The sequence below is a fragment of the Prevotella communis genome (assembly GCF_022024175.1).
GTDB classification, from domain to species: domain Bacteria; phylum Bacteroidota; class Bacteroidia; order Bacteroidales; family Bacteroidaceae; genus Prevotella; species Prevotella communis.
The window spans coordinates 2934568-2953903 of sequence record NZ_CP091794.1 but is presented as its reverse complement, the minus strand read 5'-3'; the positions used below and the strand labels follow the sequence as shown (position 1 = coordinate 2953903).

At 49.3% G+C, this 19336-nt stretch carries 10 protein-coding genes; all 10 read left to right on the top strand.

Features of this window, described 5'->3' with window-relative positions:
* Positions 1 to 42 precede the first annotated feature (42 nt).
* The 10 genes from L6466_RS11795 to L6466_RS11750 all read left to right on the top strand — a co-directional run bounded on the left by L6466_RS11795 (position 43) and on the right by L6466_RS11750 (position 19336).
* Complete coding sequence (locus tag L6466_RS11795) at positions 43 to 1431, top strand: fimbrillin family protein (RefSeq protein ID WP_237802744.1); 1389 nt, start codon at positions 43 to 45, stop codon at positions 1429 to 1431.
* Positions 1415 to 2644 carry a fimbrillin family protein gene (locus L6466_RS11790; protein WP_237802745.1) on the top strand — a complete coding sequence of 410 codons (1230 nt, stop codon included), beginning with the start codon at positions 1415 to 1417 and terminating at the stop codon, positions 2642 to 2644. Before L6466_RS11795 ends, L6466_RS11790 begins: the two co-directional genes overlap by 17 nt.
* Positions 2645 to 2662: 18 nt before the next feature.
* A complete protein-coding gene (locus L6466_RS11785; protein WP_237802746.1) occupies positions 2663 to 4996 on the top strand; it encodes a fimbrillin family protein in 2334 nt (777 codons plus the stop codon).
* Between the two features lie 70 nt (positions 4997 to 5066).
* The gene (locus L6466_RS11780) at positions 5067 to 7310 is read left to right on the top strand and encodes a fimbrillin family protein (protein ID WP_091814466.1); all 2244 of its coding nucleotides are present in this window, start codon (positions 5067 to 5069) and stop codon (positions 7308 to 7310) included.
* 8 nt (positions 7311 to 7318) lie between these two features.
* A complete protein-coding gene (locus L6466_RS11775; RefSeq protein ID WP_237802747.1) occupies positions 7319 to 9238 on the top strand; it encodes a fimbrillin family protein in 1920 nt (639 codons plus the stop codon).
* A gap of 12 nt (positions 9239 to 9250) precedes the next feature.
* On the top strand, positions 9251 to 11077 hold the full coding sequence (locus L6466_RS11770) for a fimbrillin family protein (protein WP_237802748.1): 1827 nt from the start codon (positions 9251 to 9253) through the stop codon (positions 11075 to 11077).
* 50 nt (positions 11078 to 11127) lie between these two features.
* Positions 11128 to 12312, top strand: a complete 1185-nt coding sequence (locus L6466_RS11765; protein ID WP_237802749.1) for a fimbrillin family protein — start codon at positions 11128 to 11130, stop codon at positions 12310 to 12312.
* Between the two features lie 7 nt (positions 12313 to 12319).
* Positions 12320 to 15034 carry a fimbrillin family protein gene (locus L6466_RS11760; protein ID WP_237802750.1) on the top strand — a complete coding sequence of 905 codons (2715 nt, stop codon included), beginning with the start codon at positions 12320 to 12322 and terminating at the stop codon, positions 15032 to 15034.
* Positions 15035 to 15052: 18 nt separating this feature from the next.
* Positions 15053 to 16717 (top strand): hypothetical protein, encoded by a 1665-nt coding sequence (locus tag L6466_RS11755; protein ID WP_237802751.1) that lies wholly within the window; start codon positions 15053 to 15055, stop codon positions 16715 to 16717.
* A gap of 3 nt (positions 16718 to 16720) precedes the next feature.
* Positions 16721 to 19336: a hypothetical protein gene (locus tag L6466_RS11750; protein WP_237802752.1), complete on the top strand. Its 2616-nt coding sequence runs from the start codon at positions 16721 to 16723 to the stop codon at positions 19334 to 19336.

Here is a 19336-nt window from a genome sequence, read left to right as displayed (position 1 = left end):
TCATAGAATTATTATGTATAATTTAAAAAACCATTAAATACAATGATGAAAAAAGTAACTATTTTCGCTGCAATTGCTATGACCATGATTGGTTGTAGTAGCGATGAGTTGGTAAACAACTCAACCGAGAACACAGAGGCTCCTATCGCTTTCAGTGTGGAGAAGAAGAACATCAGCCGTGGAGACCAGGCAACGACTCTGCCCTCTCTTGAATCTACAGGCCACTACAATTTTGGTGTGTGGGCTTACAAGTATGGCACAAGTCTTACTACTCAGAAGGTGATGGACAACTATCTGGTTGGTTACTCTGATGGTAATGGCGTGGGCTATTCTAATGCAAATGCTACTACTTGGGCAAGTACTATCGGTGATCAGAAAGACCACAAGTCACCTTGGTTCTATGAGTATCTTGGCACAGCAGAGTACCAGAACACAGATGCAAGCAAAGGCTACCTTGCCAGTCAGGCTGCCTACATGTCAGCCAATGCTAATCAGTACCTGCGTTACTGGGACTTGAAGTACACCAACACTAACTTCTATGCTTATGCTCCATATCGTGCTACAGGCGTTAGTTTCAATGAGAGCACAAAGATAATTACTGTAGCCAACACCGCTCAGGTAGCTGGTTATGATGACCCCTCACTGCAGGAGTTCATGTATGCTGGTGCTCAGGCCACCAATGCTGATCTGAAGGACGTAAAGTTGACATTCAAGCACCTCGGTGCTCAGGTGAACCTGCGCTTCTACGAAGATGTGCGTGGTTACAAAGTACAGATTATCGATGTGACAGACGCCAACTCTGGTATTCAGGCTACACCTGCCACCAAGTCTGGCAACACATACACCAAGGCTGACTATTACACCAGCTGCGGTGCAACCATCGACTTCACCACTGTTGGCAATCCCACTGCCACCGTTGACCACAGCACTGCTTCAACGACTCAGGACAACCTGAAGTTCGTGATTCCAGCCGGAACTGAAGCCGGACTGACTTCATACACCTCAAAGCTTAGCACGAATTACAATGTGATACCTGAAGCAGTAGCAACCGGCAACACACAGAACTATGCTAAGTCTTCTACCATTTATTATCCTGTAGCTCAGCCCGAAAACAGCAAGGTTGGTTTCACCTTTCACGTATCTTATAAGCTGATTGCTGAGGACAACGGCGAGGAGATTACCGTTCACAATGCACGTGTCTATGTGCCTGCCAAGAATGGTTCAGAGTTTATCGCCGCTTGGCAGCCTAACACTAAGTACACCTACACTTTCAAGATTACTAAAGATTCTAAGGGTACTACCGATCCTGATGATACCACCATTGATATCACCAAGCCCGATGTACCTGCTACTCCTACCGTATATCCTATCGTATTCGACGGTGCTACTGTTGAGGATTACACAATCCAAGAAAATGGCAGCAATTTCTAATCACAGAATCAACAAAACACTAAGTTGGTGGACTGGCGCACTCCTATTGTGCGCCAGTCTCACCGCTTGTACTTCAGACTCAACGATACAGGAGGAGGATGTCTATGACAACCTCACACCCATGACGTTCGGAAGCTCAATCTCACAAGTGGCCAAGGCTCGCTACACCCGAAGCGTATCGATGCTTGAAGCAGGTTTTAAGGTAGGCACATGGAAGAACTTTGGCAACAACAGCCAGCAACAGGTGATGAATGGCTATCAAGTGGATTTCGATGCCACCGCCACTCCCTACCGCTGGAACTACGATGGTGTGAATGGACAAGTGCTCCGCTATTGGGACCTCTCTGCCTTCCCTTACGAATTCCGTGCAGTATCGCCTTATTTTCAGGGGGCCAGCATCTTTTCAACAGGCATCAGCCTGAATCTCTCTGACCGTCCTTTCCTGTCACAAACCTATCTGAACGAGGTGTATAACGTGACCAACCAACAGGGAGAGCCCTGTGTGGTGGCACAAGTAAGCCGCCAGAAGAATGGTGCCGTTTTTGAAGACCGTGACGAATTAAAGAATATTGAGATTAACACCAATGAAAAGGCAAATGCAGTACGTGAAGTGCATATGCCCTTTCATCATCTAATCACGAAAGTGGGATTCCGCATCTTCATAGACGACCCTCAGCCTTCATCGCCCGACTATCGTGTAGCGTTGAAAAGCGTGAAGATATCTGTTGTCAACGCTGACAACAACTTTGTGATTAGCAGTAAGTCATATACTGCCACAAACCAACAGGGACTGGACCATGGCACCTTCTCGGACAACACCACTGCCACAGGCGAGTACACCCTGCTGCAGCATGGTGAATATGTGGGAAAGAACCTGCGCGAAAACCTGAATCGCGAAACGGCTCTCGACCTCTGTCCGTTATATCTTCAGCAGATACCCCAAAAGGATGTGCAAATCCACGTAGAGGTAGAGATGCAGACCGACCACCTAACCAATGGAGTGGTGGATGCCTCTAACGCGTTTACCTATGACAGTGTGCTCAGTCTGGACAAGATCAGCACCACAGGTGACCGCTTTACCTGGGAGCCCGACACCCGCTATGTGTATTTCCTTCATATCCCCAACCTGCACAAGCATACCATCTTCCTCGATACCTGCGAGATTCTTCCCTGGGACGAGGTACAGACTTCAGATATTATCATCGAATTATAACAAAAATAGAATATAAAAATGAAAAAGATTTTCAAGTACACTCTGCCTGTGGTTGCCCTCTGTGCCACCCTGGTATCATGTTCTGACGACACCACCACCGATGGTGTTTTTAATCCTAACAATGGTAAGGAACTCATCTCATTGTCTGGCAATGACAATGGCGTTACCCGTGCTGCCCTGACCCGTGGTGGATTCAGTGCTGAGACCAAGGTAGAAATGCGCATCAAGGCTATCAACAAAAATGACCCGAGCGCAAAGGCTCGTTACGCAGAGGCCACTGCTACAGCTTCTGCTGCAACTGGCAGCGATCTTTCTAATCTTTCTTATGCGTCAGGTCTGGAGCGCTATTGGGACGACGCCTTTGGTCGTGAGTCTCAGTTGACCATCTATGCTTTCGCTATTCCCGGTCAGACATCTGCAACACTTCCAACGTGGAGTAAGAGCGAATGGACTGCTGTAGATGCACAGACCAACCCTAACTGGTATACTTCTTCTGCTGACGGCACTCAGGTAAGCTGGGAAGTTGCTACTAAACAGACTTCAGAAACGATGACTGCCCAGGACCTTACCTATAGTAACAATATCAGTAAAAGTGGTAAGGGCGGTCGCTATGCTTATAAGTACGAGAATGATGCTTGGACAGAAACCAAGTTCGGTGATGGTCCACTGGTATGGACAGTAAAGACTGATAATGCTGGTGAGACTACCGGTAAGTTCGACAAGGGCCACCTCGTTTTCAATCACGCTTTGGCTTGGATTGAGATCAACCTGAAGGAAGGTGACGGATTCAATAACTCTGCTAACACCGACTTCACTTGGACAAAGAGTCAAAAATCAGCAACCCAGAACATCACACTGGTAGGATTTAACACCACCGGCACTTTTGACGTGGCAGAAGGTTCGTGGTCTGGTCAAACACAGACCAACATCACTCAGATGGTTGAGAAAACCGGTACTCCCGATGGAAAGACCACTCGCCAGCTCTATGCCTACGTGTTGCCCGGCACCAACCTCTATAACACCACGACAAATGTCGTAGAGTTCGAGATCGACAATGCCAAGTACTATGTTTCTGGTCAGAAGATTGCAGAGGCTATTCGTAATTATTATACAACCGGTGCTGGTAAGGATGATGCAAAGGCAGCATCTTATCAGAGTTTCACCACCATCGAGGCTGGCAAGCATTATGTTATCAACCTCAGCGTATCAAAGAAGAGCGTCGACCGCATCACTGCTGCCATTATTGATTGGGAAACTGTAAACTCAGAAGATGCTGTAGCTGAGAATACCTATCCCGAATTTACGCTGGACGATCGCGGTACTAAACTCACTGATACCAACAAGAATCAGTTCGCCCTCTATCGTGCAGCAAAGACCGCTTCCGACTACATCACTGGCGCAACAGAAGCAAACTATGACTGGAAATCAGGTTATGGTGCAGCAGCTACTAAGGAGTATGAAAGCGATCATTGGAAGACAACGGGCTGGTTCTGGGAGAACAACCTGACCTACTATCACTTCCGCGCTGCTGGTTATACTGATAACAGTTCTGAAACAGGTGTTACAATCAGCCAAGACGCAACAAATGGTGATTACTTCGCTATTAAGTCTGGTGCCCTTTCTGACTCTGACTATAAGGACTATGTTTGGGGTGCTCCCTTCAAAACAGCAGCATCAGATAAGTTGACTTATTCTACAAATGACGGTTTTGATAATGCCAGCGGTACCACTCATCAGATTTCTCAAGCCATTGGTACTACTGCCAGCACCATCAACATGCTGCTATTCCACATGACCAGTCAGATTACGGTAAATGTCAGAACCACTACTGATGCCAGTAAGGTAACCCTGAAGGATGAAACCAATACTGAGTTACCGCTCACCAAGGTTGAGATTCTCAACTTCCTGCCCGATGGCAAGGTGCTGATGGGTAATGGTCTGGTTTCTACCACCTCTACCACCAGAACAAACTCTGCCGCAATGACAAACGGTACATACTCTGCTGCCACAGATTCCGACCCCGACTGCGTGAACGGTTATACCTATGGTATCGTTCCTCAGTCTCTGACCTATAGTGGTGGCACCATCGGTCTGCGTATCACTACTCCCGATGGTAACCAGTATGTTGTGAAAGAACTAAGCACTTGCACCGCAACTGTATCTTCTAATAATATCGCAAATCCATATACTCTAGTTTCCGGCAGCAACTACACCATCAATGCATGGTATCCAGGCTTTAAGTACAACTACACCGTTACCATCAAGAAGACAGGTGTTGAGCGTATCACAGCTGCCGTTGTTGGTTGGGAAACCGTAACTGGTGACCTTGGTACCATCGATTTGGAGAACTAATATTTGTATCATACCAAAGTAACAATGCTTGGTATGCACTATACAAACAAAAGATTCATAAAACAACAAGATGCTTAAAAAGGCGGAAAAATATATAGCACTCGCACTGAGTTGCATGCTCACAGCAGCATGCAACTCAGACGATGCGCTGTCTATTCCCGACAATCAGGGTAAAACCCCTATAGAACTGACAGCGGGTGTGTTGAACGACAGTCCTGCCATTCATCGTGCCGTGACACGCTCGGTGACAACCACCAACGAGAATGCTGCCAAGCCGTTCGCCTCAGGTACCAGTGTTTATCTGGTATTAAAGAGTGAAAAGGACAACGCCGGCGCAGTTTACACACGCACCATTGGTTATCTGCAGGGTACCTCAGCAGCAAAAGCCAATGCCGTGCACTTTGCCAGCGATTTCGGACGTTTCTGGGAGGATAGCTATTCGCGCAACTCTCAGCTGTCGGCCTATGCCGCCTGTGTACCTGGCTATTACTTAGAGGGCTCTGTCAACGAGACGCTGGAAGGCAGCCCCAATGGAACGAAAGATGCAACGACTTGGGCCATCGCTGGTTCCTATCAATACGATAACATTTGGGACAGGGATAACGGCACCACCACCCTGACGTGGCCATTGCGTGAAAAGGGAGTTAGCAATCAGAATCAAGATAACTTTATCGCCAGTCAGGACCTCTGCTTCAGCAACAATGTGGCGAAGTTAAGCGAAACTGACGACAAACGCGTGATGTTCAGTTCTGAGCACAAAAAATTCGGTAGCGGAAAACTGGTCTTTTACCACGCACTGACCCGCATCACCTTTAAAATAAAGAAAGGTGAGGGCTTTACAGACAAAGATGCGTTTGCCTTTACCGAGGCAAACGAGAACATTGTGCTCAAGGGTTTCAACACCAGCGGCACTTTTGACATCACCGAAGGCGAGTTCCAGACAACGCCAGGCACTGAGACCATCAGTCAACTGGCGGTGACCGAGGATAATCGCAGTACCAATGGCACCTATGCCTATGTGCTGGACGGACTTATGGTGCCTGGTACAGACCTAAGTAGCATTAATGCTGACGAGATTTACTTCACCATCGATTACAACCTCTATCATATGAGTAAGTCGATGCTGATGACGGCATTGGCTGGCAAAACACTGAGCGACGGCACAACACCGGCCCTTGACGGCAACAAGATGCGCCCCGGTGTGCATTACGAGTTTACCATGAGTGTGGGCAAAAAGAAAATGGACAACTTCACGGCTGCCGTTGTTGACTGGGAAACGGTGGAAGCCGACGAGATGGAACCCACCAACGCCCGCATCCTGGTGTCTCTGCTTGAGAACAACAACAAGAAGACCGGAGAGGCCGACTTCGACCTGTTCAGGGCCAGCAACATCTCGGCTACCATCGACGATGCATTCGAGAGTTATGAGTGGAACACAGGCTACAGTCTTACCGACAGTAAAGCACAGCTGGTGGAGGCATCGCAGAACTCAGGTATCTATGCCGCACAGGACGCCTCGGCCACGAACACTGCCTGGTATTGGCCCGACAACAAGACGTTCTACCACTTCCGCACAGTAATGCCTAAGACGGATGACAGCTGGAAGGTAAATGCTGACAGTGAACATGGCGACTATGTCACATTGAAGGCGGATTTCGGTGATACTTATAAAGACGTATGCTGGGGCGCACCCTTTGCATCAACATCAGGTAAGTTGACCTATGACCACGATGTGAACGGCTTTGATGCCAGCAGCACCAGTCATCAGATTTTCAAGGCTATCGGTCCTACCGAGGGTTCCATCACCATGGTATTGTTCCACATGATGAGCGATGTCAACATCAAGTTGACTACCACCGAAGACGACGATAAGGTAGACCTGACTAATGCCAAGATGGAATTGAGTAATATCCACACCACAGGTAAGGTACTGATGGGTAATGGACTCGTAATTCCCGACAATGGTACTGCGACCGTGAACAACGAGAAGACGACAGGCAACAACCAAACTCCATGGCACTACGGCTTCATTCCACAGTCGCTCGACGATGTGATGCTCACCATCACCACGGCCGACAACAACCAGTATATCGTAACGATGGAGGATGTTGTGGCCACAACAGTTGGAAATAACCTTATTGCCAATCCATACCCTCAAAATGGCAACGGGAAATACGTCATTAATCGTTGGTTACCCAACTACAAGTACACCTACACTTTCAAACTCACCAAGGCCGGCATTGCCAAGCTCTCTGCAACACTGGCCAACTGGGAAGACGTGGAGGCTGGCGATGACAATGTTCAAATCAGATAAGAAAGAGAATGAGACTTAAACATTATTTATATATCACGACTCTGGTGTTGCTCACTGCTTGCAACAATAGCGACGAGCTGACCGACGGCACACCTCGTGCCAACGATGCCATCCAGTTGTCTGCCGGCATTGTGAAAGGCAGTCATGCTGTGGTGACGCGTGCTGCCGGCGATACCTATCAGGCATTGACCGTGGGAACAGCCATCGCCCTGCAGGTGAGTGGCACATGGACAGGACATACGCAAGAGGAAGTGGTGAAAACCACAACGGCAGAAGCCGAACTATCGACAAACACAAGCAATGGTCTGTCGCTCACACCCGTCCTCTATTGGGACGACTATGGTATGGCCGACCCTGCTAATGCCACAACCGGCCGCACCACCGGTCTTACCATCTATGGTGCAGCCGTTAATGGTCTGACAACGGCACCGGCGATTTCCGACTATACCGCACTGGTGTGGGATGTCAATGCCGACCAAACCACTGGTTGGAGCGAGAAAAATCTGCTGATATCAAATAATGTAAAAGCTAATAATACTTATAAGTTTGATGCACGTGGCACTGGCAAGCAATTGGAGTTTCGCCATGCCTTGAGTAAGGTGACCGTAAGCCTCAAGGCTGGAGAGGGATTTGCTGATAGCAAGTTTGTCAATGATCCCACGGTGACGCTGCTCGACTGGGCACATACTAACGGCACGGTGAACGTGACTGATGGTACCGTCACATTAGGTAACAATACGGGCGTCACCATGTATCAGGCTGCCACTGCCGCCACCGGTTACAACGTGACCAAAGAAGCACTGGTGATGCCAGGCAGCGCTTTCATAAAAGGTGCTGACATCATCAGAATCAATGCCGACGACAACATCTACTATGTGTCTTCCGAAAAGATTCGTGCGGCTATCAATGCTGCAGACCATGATACTGATGACCTCACCAAGGCGGGCAAGAACTATATCATCAAGGTGACGGTCAACAAGACCGCCATTCAGGTATCTGCCACCGTGGTGGACTGGACAACCGTAGAGGCTGCAGAGGAACTTCCCAAGATTCTCGTGAACAATGCCTATGGCGACAAGGGAAAGAGTTTCGACAAAGCCTTCGATTTCTATCGCAGTACATCGCTCAACAATGGCTATTCTAAGGATGCCGAGATGAGCTATGCAACTGCCACAGGCTGGACGATGACGCCTCAGCTCTATTGGCCCGACCACCTGACGCACTATCAGTTCCGTGGTGTATGGCCTACGACAGCAAAGGTTGTTGATGGCGAAGATGCAACCATGGGCATGCAGGTTATCAAGGTCAATAATGTGGCTTATCAAGAAGGAACATTCCCTTCTGACCTGTTGATTGCTCGTCCGGAGATTGCCGAGGATGCAGTATGCACCAACAAGGAACCAGGTCACACTACCACCAAACTCTTTGAGGGTGGTATCTGCGCCACCGAAGGTAACATCAACCTGAACTTCCGCTATATGATGGCACAGGTGGAGGTGAACCTCATCACGGCATCATCAGGTGATAATCAAGTGAATCTGACAGGAGCCAAGGTGGAACTGGTAAATGTGAAAAATACTGGAGACGTGACACTGGGCACACGCGAGGTTGTTCCTACGGGTGTGGCAGGCGAATATGTACTTGACAAAGATGCCAACGATGCCAGCAAACGTCTGAGTGCCATCGTGCCTCAGGATTTGAGCGACATGAAGTTCCGCATCACCATCACAAACGGAACAGATGAGACCGATGTCTATTACGCTGACGTGGCTTCGATTGTGGATCAAACCTCTAATGAGAAGATCACCGCATGGAAGTCGGGCGAGCACTATGTTTATGTGCTGAACCTGCAGAAAACAAAGCTCACGGTCTCAGCCACACTGACTGATTGGAAAAAGGTAAATGCCAGTGAGAATGTTTGGTTCTAAGCAACAATGCACATGATGAAGAAAAGAAACATATTATATATTGGTATAGCGCTGATGCTGACAGGATGTGCCAGCGATGAAAACATGAGCGACACCCTGTCGGGCAGTGGGAAGACACCCCTACTGTTGGAAACCAGTCTGAACTCACAGCGCCTCGTGACAAGAGCAGTCAACGGCAGCTTTGCTGATGATGACCAGCTGCTGGTATATATCCGTCATACCACAGGAGGCGAGAAAGGCACCTATACCACTGTGGTTACAGACCAAGCTCCGAAACTTGTTACATTCAAGGCTTCTGTACCGCCCGTACTCTATTGGGATGATTTCAGTAACTCAAGTGCTGAGACCACGGATCTGCGTACCGCTGGCCATGCACTGCAGACCTATTATGGCTATTGCTATAATGGTGGAGCACCTACAACCACTTTGGAAGAAACGACTGGCAAACTGGGTTGGACCATCAGTAAAGAGCAGACATCTGCCGAGGTTGTGCAGCATGCCGACCTGCTGTGGTCGGCCGAACAGGCTGCCGTAACCTATAAGCACGCAAAGACCCAACTTGGTAAACTGACAGTACCATTCACCCACGCCATGAGTGAGGTGACGGTCACCATCAAGACAGATAAAACCTTTGGTACGACACCGATGAAAGACACCCAGTTGATGCTGAACCAGATGCTGGCAGTGTCAGAGGTGAATGCGCCGGAAGGAACAATCACAAGTACGACAGCAGCGAACATCCAGATGTATGGCGAACCTTACACATCGGGCGCCACTCGTACCTTCACCGCTATTGTGGCCCCCGGCACACCGCTCAACGTGGGCGACAAACTACTAAACATTGTTGACGTGGAGGGCAATAACTACACACTTACCATCACCGATGATATGCTGAAGGCTACGGCATGGGCCAAAGAGGGCTATGATGCTAATCAGACCGCTATCGCGACTCAGTCGGGCGTCGATTATCATCTTGATGTAAACGTCAGCAAAACCGCAATAACGGTGGAAGCCTCTCTGAAAGATTGGACCACGGTGACTGCCGAGGGCAATGGCGACATCGCCTTTGATCATGACATTGTCAACGTGACTGTTGAAGATGCCGGTGAAGCCTTTAAGGATGGGGCTTCATTCCGCCTGTTCTGGAAGAAGGCTTCTTCCTCCAATGAATACGCATTGGCCACCACTTCCACTCTTAACTCTGGCGAGTGGACCAACTCTCCTGCCATCTACTGGCCCAACGGCACGGACCAGTTCTTCTTCCGTGCACTGAGTGGTAACGAAAACAATCTCGAGGTAAAACAGAATGAGGATGTCCTTTGGGGAACCACTGCCAAACATAACAACATTGATGCTGGTGCGGCCATCGCACCCCGTACGCGTAATGTGCCCCTGATTTTTGAGCATGCCATGACTAAGGTCGTTTTCAAGCTGGAGACCACCACCGGTGCCGATGCCGTGGATTTTGAAAAAGCTACGATTGCCGTCAGCAACCTTATTACCGCTGGTACTATCAACATGGAGGATGGAGTCATCACGGGTATTACTTCTGCAACCGATGCTATCAGCAGACTGGGTAAGGACGAAACAGTCATCGTGCTGCCGCAGACCATCACCAACGATGCTTTCATCACTGTCACCCTGGCCGATAGCACAAAGTATAAGTTGCAGTTGAACCTGTGCGAAGACAAAGATAATGAAGGCATTACCACCTGGGAACGTGGCAAGAGTTATACCTACACCATCACACTAAAAAAAGAAGAGATTCAGTTCCGTGCTTTAGTGAAGGACTGGATAGAAGAGACTGGTAGCGGTAATGCCACGCTCGACTGGGACTAGAGATGTGCGGCGTTGCCGCAAGTTGAGAATTGAAAATTGAGAGTTTAGACGTGAAATTCTGGATTAACATATATATCATCATGGCCTTGGTATTGGCAGGATGTACTGCCGAACAGGAGACATTTGACGAAGGACTACAGCAGATAGAGCGCATGCCTGTGCTTTTCTCGGCTGGCAATACGGATGCAGTTATCACGCGTGCTGCCTCGGCATCCTATATGCCTAAGAACAGTCACTTTGTCTGCTCCATGTTCTTCCATGCCGGTGTAAACGATACTATCGGTTCTGAGTTTGGTGCTCCTGTTGCCGATGTCAACATGACCACAGCCTGGCTGAAGATTAGTAACAGCACGGGTAATGCCGTCTATTGGAATAAGGCATACTCCGAGGTAGTTAAAGATAGTCTGGATATCTATGGCTTCGATGTGAACTCCAAGTGTTTCTATTGGCAGAACCGCTTGAACCATATCTTCCTGGCGCTGACAGACAATAATGATCTTGATGGGAGCATTAGCAATAGTTCCCTGAAAATCTATCCGGATGTCACCGATAAATATAAGGATAAGTATATGCTGGCCTACGATCTGACAAGAGGTGATAAGACGTCGATGGCGGAGCAACCAGACCCTATCCTGGCTTTGGAAACTGCACGTCCTTCTGGTGGTACTCCCGAGGCCAACCGTGTAAAACTGTTCTTTAAGCACCAGTTCGCACAGGTACAGGTCAACCTGAAGAGCTCGTTAGACCAGTCTGCTGTAATTGACTCAGCCTGGATAGAGCGTGTTGAACTGCTGGGCGTGGCCGAGACGGGCTATGTGCCTTATTGCATTCTGTCCGACGGTACGCTTCCTGCCGCCACCTCCCTTCCCATCAATGTTGACGATAATAAATATCAGTCCACAATAAAAGACAATCCTTATGGTTCTTCTTTCAACATGTTCAAGCGCTCAACACCTGTGGGCGGCTATCTCAAGTCGTTCGAATGTATAGCATTCGGCACCCTGCAGGGTATCCGTATCACCTGGAGAGAGTCCGACGCTGCCGATGCCGTCAAGCACGTGACCACCTATAAAGGTGTGAAGAACCTGACGTTGAAAAGTGGCACTAAGTATATCTACAATATGGAGTTGCGCCGCAGTCTGATAGCAGAGGTCACTGCCAAAATCAAACCCTGGGATATGGATACAGCCAACTATTCTGCTGATGGTACGATAAAGGACGATAATCAGAACTAAGAAAGACATGAAGAGAAACTATCTATATAAACTATCACAGCTGGTGCTCATGATGACCTTCATCCTTGTAATGACAGGTTGTAATGAGACCATTGACAGCCTCTTCTCCGATGGTATCTCCGATGGCGAGGAAGTGATGTTTACCACTTCTCTGCCTGGTGCTCCTGCCACCCGTGGCGCTCAAGAGGATTATGAGGAGGAGATGAATAAGTTCCAGGCTGTTAATAAGGCTTATGAGTTTACTATTGACATGTATGCCGACGGTAAGGTCATTGGCACGGGCACCTATGGCCCTGACACCTTAAAGACTGATGGCACATTGAGTCCAAAGACCGGCCATACGCCGCTATATTGGTCCAGCACCACCGTACCCTATGCCTTTAAGGCCGTTGCCGGTACGGAGAACCTCTCACCTGTTCAGAACACTCAGAAAGACTGGCTGCAGCAAGACCGTCTGGAAGGCTATGGCTATGTGCAGTTGTGGGATGAGAATAACAATAACCCCACAGACAATCTGGATGCCCTGAATTATCACACAGCCAAGGAGTGGATGGCGCTGAACAATCAGTCCAAGATGGTGAGCGATAATAACGACTTAAAGAAGATACCGCTCTATCTGCAGCATAAGCGCTCGCTTATCAGCATCATTCTGAAAGCTGGCGAGGGTGTGACTCGTAAAGCTCTGGCTTATGATTTGGCAGAGAACGACCTGAGTGCTAAGATTTTCTCGTACGACACTGCGGGTTCACCTATAGAGATTATGCCGCTGGCTAAGGAGGAAAAGATACATTACGATAAAGATAAGAACGGTGGAGCAGAGGATAGTGTGAGTACCACGCGCTATGATGCGATTGTGCAGCCCTACGACTATTCTGCCAATCCCTCTACCGACCTCATTACAAAAATCAGTCTTTCTGGTCAGCATTACTCGTTCTATGCCCAGAACGATTATCTGTTTGCTGACCCGGATAATTCCAATAAAGCCAGTTATAATCTGGAGCCTGGCAAGCGTCTTGTCATCACCGTCACCCTGAGTCGTGACAGTCGTAAGATCCTGATGTCGGCCTATGTCGAGGATTGGACAGAAGAGGTGACCAATACCATCTGCGACGACTATGGTAATGCCGGCGAGCCTATCAAGATTAGTAACCGAACTGAACTTATCGAATTCCTTGCGTCCAACGAGAAGAATAAACCCGGTAATGTGGCGCTGGTTACAAATAATATTGATCTGCAGGATTGGAACAGCAACTACAACCTCTATTGTACGCTGAACCTGGGTGGCAAGTCGATTATCAGTAACCACCGTTTCCTCTCAACCCTTGAGGATGCTGCTACCCTGCAGAATGGCACCATCCAGATTGGTGATATTGTCGATGCCGCTGTAGCTGAAACCAACAAGGGCGCCATTGAGGATGTCCGCGTGACAACAAAAGATGCAGAAGCCCATGCCACTGCCGCAGGTGTGGTGGTCAACAACACTGGCACCATCTCGAAATGTCATTCCGCCTTGAGAGTGTCAGATGGTACTGTCGATTACGTGGGTGGTATTGCCGCTACTTCCCTTTCCGCAGAAAGTAAGATTGCCATTATCGATGGTTGCACCGTGACCAATCGTGTGGATGGTGGCAGCAAAAAGGGTGGTGGTATCGTGGGTATGGCTAATGGCTACATCAACAACAACACCTTTGAGTATGGCATCACCCTGAATCAGAGTAAGTCTCAGTTCAAGAATATCGTGGGCGAAAGAGACGGGAGCCACACCACCTTCAAGGCAGATGGTAATGCCTGGCCTACGTTCGACGAGAACCGCGTTGAGGGTGCCGCAATTATCAATGCCGTGGCTGCGGACAAACGCTATTCGGGTATCATTGACTGTGAGGCAGAGTTGCAGTCATCTACTTCTGCTACCGGCTTATATAATAAAGCCGATAGCTGCTATCGTCTGGCAAAGGATATCACCGTTCAGGCAACCACTGGCAATGTGAAATACGAACTGGATGGTAACGGTAAGACCATCACCACCAAGGCCATGATCTTTGATGAGGTCACAGGTATCATACACAACTTAACGGTTGATGTAATTGCCAATTTGGAAGCCACTCAGGATGCGACACAAGCTACAGATGCTATCGCACCTTTAGCCTTTGCCGTACATGGTGATGGGGCCGAAATCAGTAATATCAAGGTGAAGACCCTCAACAATACGGTCATCAAAGCCTCTAACCCCGCAGGTGTGGTGGTATGGGCTTACGACAATGCCACTGTCAAGAACTGCGAGGTACTGGTAAATCTCTATGCCAATGTGAGTACATCTGTCACGCAGGGACGTAAGTTTACAGGTGGTATTGTCTCTACAGCATCAAAGACTACAGTTACCCAATGCATCATCCATTCTGGCAGTACGTTTAATGGTACTGGCGCTTCGGTCATCTATTGCGGTGGTATCGTGGGTGGTATAGAGAACAAATCAAATTCAAATAACACACCAGAGCTGACCATCACCGACTGTACCAGCTTCATCATTTTGACACAGGATGAAAAGCACGGAGGTATCTTAGGTAGTGCTAATGTGGGCGCAGGTAGTGTGATTGCCACCTCAAAGACCTGTCAGGGTAACTGGTGGCAGGACAACAGCAATGGTGTGGGCACACCAACAGGTAGTGATGAGTCGCTGATTGGTAAGCGTAATGCCATCACCCCAATGGAAAAGGATTTTTAAGCAAATATGATGAAGAGAATGATAAGATATATCCCACTGGTTCTGGGCTTCATGCTCTTAACGGCATGCAACTCGCAGGATGAGGCGCTTTCCTCTGTTGATGACAGCGACATCATCCATGTGGGCGGTGTGAGTACCGACGATATGGTTACCACGGCTGCCGTAACCCGTGCTGCCGTGTCTGCCGAGACCATCGATTGGCTGAAGGCGGGCTTGCAGAAAGGAATGACCATTAGCTACTATCAGGATGCCGACGCCAAACAGCAGGCGCAACTGAGGCTTGATGAAAATGGTATCTATAGTCTGACGGATGCCAACAAGAAATACGCAAAGTGGTTGGGCAACGGTGCCCACGTCTTCGAAGGCGTTTATGTTCCCGCAGGCTTGGCTAAGGACGAGCCGCATGTGTACGACTCCCTGAGTCATTATACTGCCGTTCCCCCTTCAACAAAAATTGCTGCTACCGTAGGCCGTATCACCATACCCCTCCAGCATCGCTTGGCGCGTGTGGTGGCCTATGTGTTGATAGATAAGGACATGGCTGCTACACTGAAAGGTTTCGATACCAAGAACGATGATAACAATAAGAACGTGGAGAATACGATGCTGCGTTTCTGTAATGTCCAGACCCTTGATTATGTCGAGAACGAAAAACCTGTGTGGAAAACAGAGCGCAAGGCCATCCCGCATTATCTGGGTCAGGAAAGCGTGAAGTTGTATAAGGAAAAGGCAACTGGCAAATTAGTCTTCCCCATTGATGACAACTATGCGGATGCCGCTGCCGATACCAAAAACTACACCAGCCTGGATTACGGCATGTGTCCCTACTATGATCTCATTGTCCGTCCCACTTATACCGTGAATAAGGATAAATCCAATGTGATGTTCGATGAGGCTGTGCAGACAGCCAGCGGTGAGAACAATATCGATTTCGAGCTCACGCTGAGTAATGACCTGGAATACGAGAAATCCTTTACTTTCGACCTCAACGCCAACGACGAGACGGTGGTCTATCTGCGTGTCAGTCCCGAGCGTATCGACTATAACAGTGCCGGTTCCCGCTTGTGGAAGGAAACCAGCTATCCTGATAACTATTACGGCGTGAACAACCAGAACGGCAACAACCTGTCCGTAGCAGGCAGCAGTTGGCAGCGTGCCTATACCAACAGCACGCTGGAGATTGGAGTTACAGACGGACATTTCTACAATGCTGACGAAGAAGACGATTCTGTGCAGTATGTGAGCGATGCCCGATGGATCCATATGCTCCTGCAGGCCTATCAGGGTGGTGCGCATCATGGTGACTACTTCATTCTGAAGAACGATATCACCATTAATACAAATACCTGTCATTTCCCCAAAGACTTTACCTTCACGGGCCATCTTGATGCCCTCGACCACAAGATTACCATCACAGGCAAACGCGCTTATCTGTTTGACGGCTTGAACGGCGAGTACACCACTGCCCAGGAGAGCGACAAGAACGCCACATGGGAGGCGAATGTCCATCTGGAGGGCACTACATGGGTTCCCACCAAAGGCTGGCGTGCCGAAGTCGTAAACGCACAAATCTCAGGTGCTATGCTTTTCAAGGACCGTACCAATATCACTGGCTACGTCAATAATTGTAAGGACACTAATGGCTCTGTGGAGAACAACATTCCCGCCATTCCAACATATTAAAAGATGAAGATAAGACATATCATATACTTATTCACGGCTATCGTGCTCGCAGCCTGCACAGCCGATGACGATGTGTTGCTCAACGACGAGCAACAGTCGCTGATGGGCCATGCCGTGAACTTCAGTGCTACCATGGCCGATCCTTTTGTCACGCGTACCACCTATCACCATGACGGTTCCTTCAATGAGGGCGACCAGATGCGTATCTTCCGTCAGTATGCTGAGAAGGGTTCCAGCACCACGTTCGAGGATACCACCATCTTCCGTACCTATTATCTGAAGATGGACTATGCCGCTGGCACCTCCGTGTCGCTCAATGACGACTGGGTACCTATGGCCGGCAAGTTGAAGTCGGATTCAAAAGGAAACCTATCCAATCAGGACTCTGGCGACTCGCTGACATGGGAGAATGGTCGTGTCGTGCGTTTCCGTGCCTGGGGACGCAGTAACCTGGCTGGTGTGCTGAATGCCGATAGCAAGGGCAGCTATTATCCCGACTATACGGTGTCCGACTGGGTCACTGTGTCTGGTCCTACCAAGAGCATCCCCCTCACCATGCGCCATATCACCTGCCGAATCGGCTTGACCTGCAAGGCTGGCAACGAGTTTGGCAGTGCCACCATCTGTACTGACCTGGAGGACTATCGTCGCCAGGACAATGCCGACACCAAAGCGCATGATGAGGCAGAGAGCAACAAAAGCGAGGGGCAGGCCCAAAAGGAACTCGATTCTGTGCTGGCTGTCTATAACAAGATGTGCATGCCCGCAGGTGTTGATGACAAGACCTTCCTGCTCACGGCCATGACCAAGGCACGCTATAACGAGACCACCAGCTTCAAGGACTTCGAGAAAGATACTACCTGTATCGTGCGGATTGGCGCCCTGGATTCTGTCTCCATCCGTAAGGACGTACAACGCCCAGTGTTCAATCATAACGACGGCCGCCTCTATATGATGTCTATCCCCTTTGATATGAGTCGTGAGGGGAAGGGGCACGAGCTGGTGCTGCCTGCCTGCACCCGTTTCAAGGTGTGGCTCTACGACGTTAACAATGGCGACAGACACAACACCGATGGCTCTACGGGCAGCGAGAGCAACTACCACATCTTCGCCCTGAGTGATATCAAGAATGGTGATAAGGCTGCATTTCCCAATGGCCTGACGCTGAAGGCCGGCTATAGCTATCTGTTCAACGTTGGCTATCACTACGAGAAACTGACCATCACGCCTGTCGACAATTTCTCCTGGACGGAACAGGACCTTGGGACACTGACTGGGCAGAATGAGGCGCAAGAAAAGAAAGACTTCGACTTCACATGGTGGACCAAAGCCTATCGGGAGGCTGCAAAGACCGCTCTTAAGGGTGGCGACTTTCTGCCCTCGTTCAGTATTAAGAACCAGAGGGAGTTCCGCACGTTTATCCATCTTGTCAACGGCACTGCCGCCAAGAGAATGAGTGGACTGAAGCGTGGCAAGGTACGTCTTGACGAGAAGAACGACACCATCAAAGATACGGATGGCTTCGAGACCTATTGGTGGATTCTGGAGGGCGAGACCGACGAAAACGGTAACCCCAGACAAATCACGATGGAAGAGGCAGAGGCAATGGGTTATGTGTTCTATCCCCATTTCTATCCCACCGTCTCCACCCAGAAGGCACATGTTATCGAAGACTATGTCACTGGTCCCATGGATTTCTATGATACCGACTTCGGTAACCGCTATGAGGTGAGACTGACAGAAGACCTCGACCTCTACGACTGGGAACTGCCCAGCATCGGCGAGGACAACACCAAACCCTTCAGGGGCAACTTCAAAGGTGGTGGTAATACGCTCTATAATCTGAATATGACGAAGAAGTATCTCTTCGACCACGTGAAAGACGGTGCCATCACCAACCTGCGTATAGAGAGTACCCACGACGTCAGTCTGCTCAACACCGCCGTGGCCAGCGGCAAGTCGGGCTGGGGCTGTTATATCGCAGGTATCTCACTGCTGTGCAACAGTAGTGAGTGCGCCATCGCCAACAGTCTGACTGGGGCCAGTTATGTGGTTGGATGCATCCATGTGGGCAATGCTGGTGGCGCGTTGGTGGGCAAGGCCGATAATCTCACCATGCTGGGCTGTATGCAGGCTGCCACCGGTATTCCTGAGAATACGGGCGCACTGTTGGGCGCTTATGCCGGAACCACCAGTTTCTTTGCGCCGCAGTCGAAGAATAATGTGACGTGGGGTTCGTTTATGTGTAACTACTACGATATAGAGAAGTCGCCTAAGTCTAATGCCGTGGGCAGCGTCGCCGACAGTTATCCCTATCAGCAGTATGTCCGTGGCAGTAAGTCGCACATTCTGAAAGCCAAGAACGACTATCTCATTGGTGACGATGCTGATTACTACTCGTTGCCAAATAATATGAAGGCCGAGATGTACGGATTGGCTCCCTGGAAGGCTATGAACTATGCCATTTGGAAGTACAACAGCTCTACCGTCGGTGCCAAGTATCCCTGTCAGATGCATTATCAGGCGTCAACGGTGGGCTACACGCATCTCTATCCCACGCTGCAGTCGGGTGTCCCTACCGTGGAGAGCAACTGGAATCCGCTGACGCAAAACAACTAA

Bases quoted from the DNA above. Each gene is read 5' to 3' on its own strand.
- L6466_RS11755 (WP_237802751.1), top strand. From the start codon at position 15,053: ATGATAAGATATATCCCACTGGTTCTGGGCTTCATGCTCTTAACGGCA.
- L6466_RS11785 (WP_237802746.1), top strand. From the start codon at position 2,663: ATGAAAAAGATTTTCAAGTACACTCTGCCTGTGGTTGCCCTCTGTGCC.
- L6466_RS11780 (WP_091814466.1), top strand. From the start codon at position 5,067: ATGCTTAAAAAGGCGGAAAAATATATAGCACTCGCACTGAGTTGCATG.
- L6466_RS11775 (WP_237802747.1), top strand. From the start codon at position 7,319: ATGAGACTTAAACATTATTTATATATCACGACTCTGGTGTTGCTCACT.
- L6466_RS11790 (WP_237802745.1), top strand. From the start codon at position 1,415: ATGGCAGCAATTTCTAATCACAGAATCAACAAAACACTAAGTTGGTGG.
- L6466_RS11795 (WP_237802744.1), top strand. From the start codon at position 43: ATGATGAAAAAAGTAACTATTTTCGCTGCAATTGCTATGACCATGATT.
- L6466_RS11750 (WP_237802752.1), top strand. From the start codon at position 16,721: ATGAAGATAAGACATATCATATACTTATTCACGGCTATCGTGCTCGCA.
- L6466_RS11770 (WP_237802748.1), top strand. From the start codon at position 9,251: ATGATGAAGAAAAGAAACATATTATATATTGGTATAGCGCTGATGCTG.
- L6466_RS11760 (WP_237802750.1), top strand. From the start codon at position 12,320: ATGAAGAGAAACTATCTATATAAACTATCACAGCTGGTGCTCATGATG.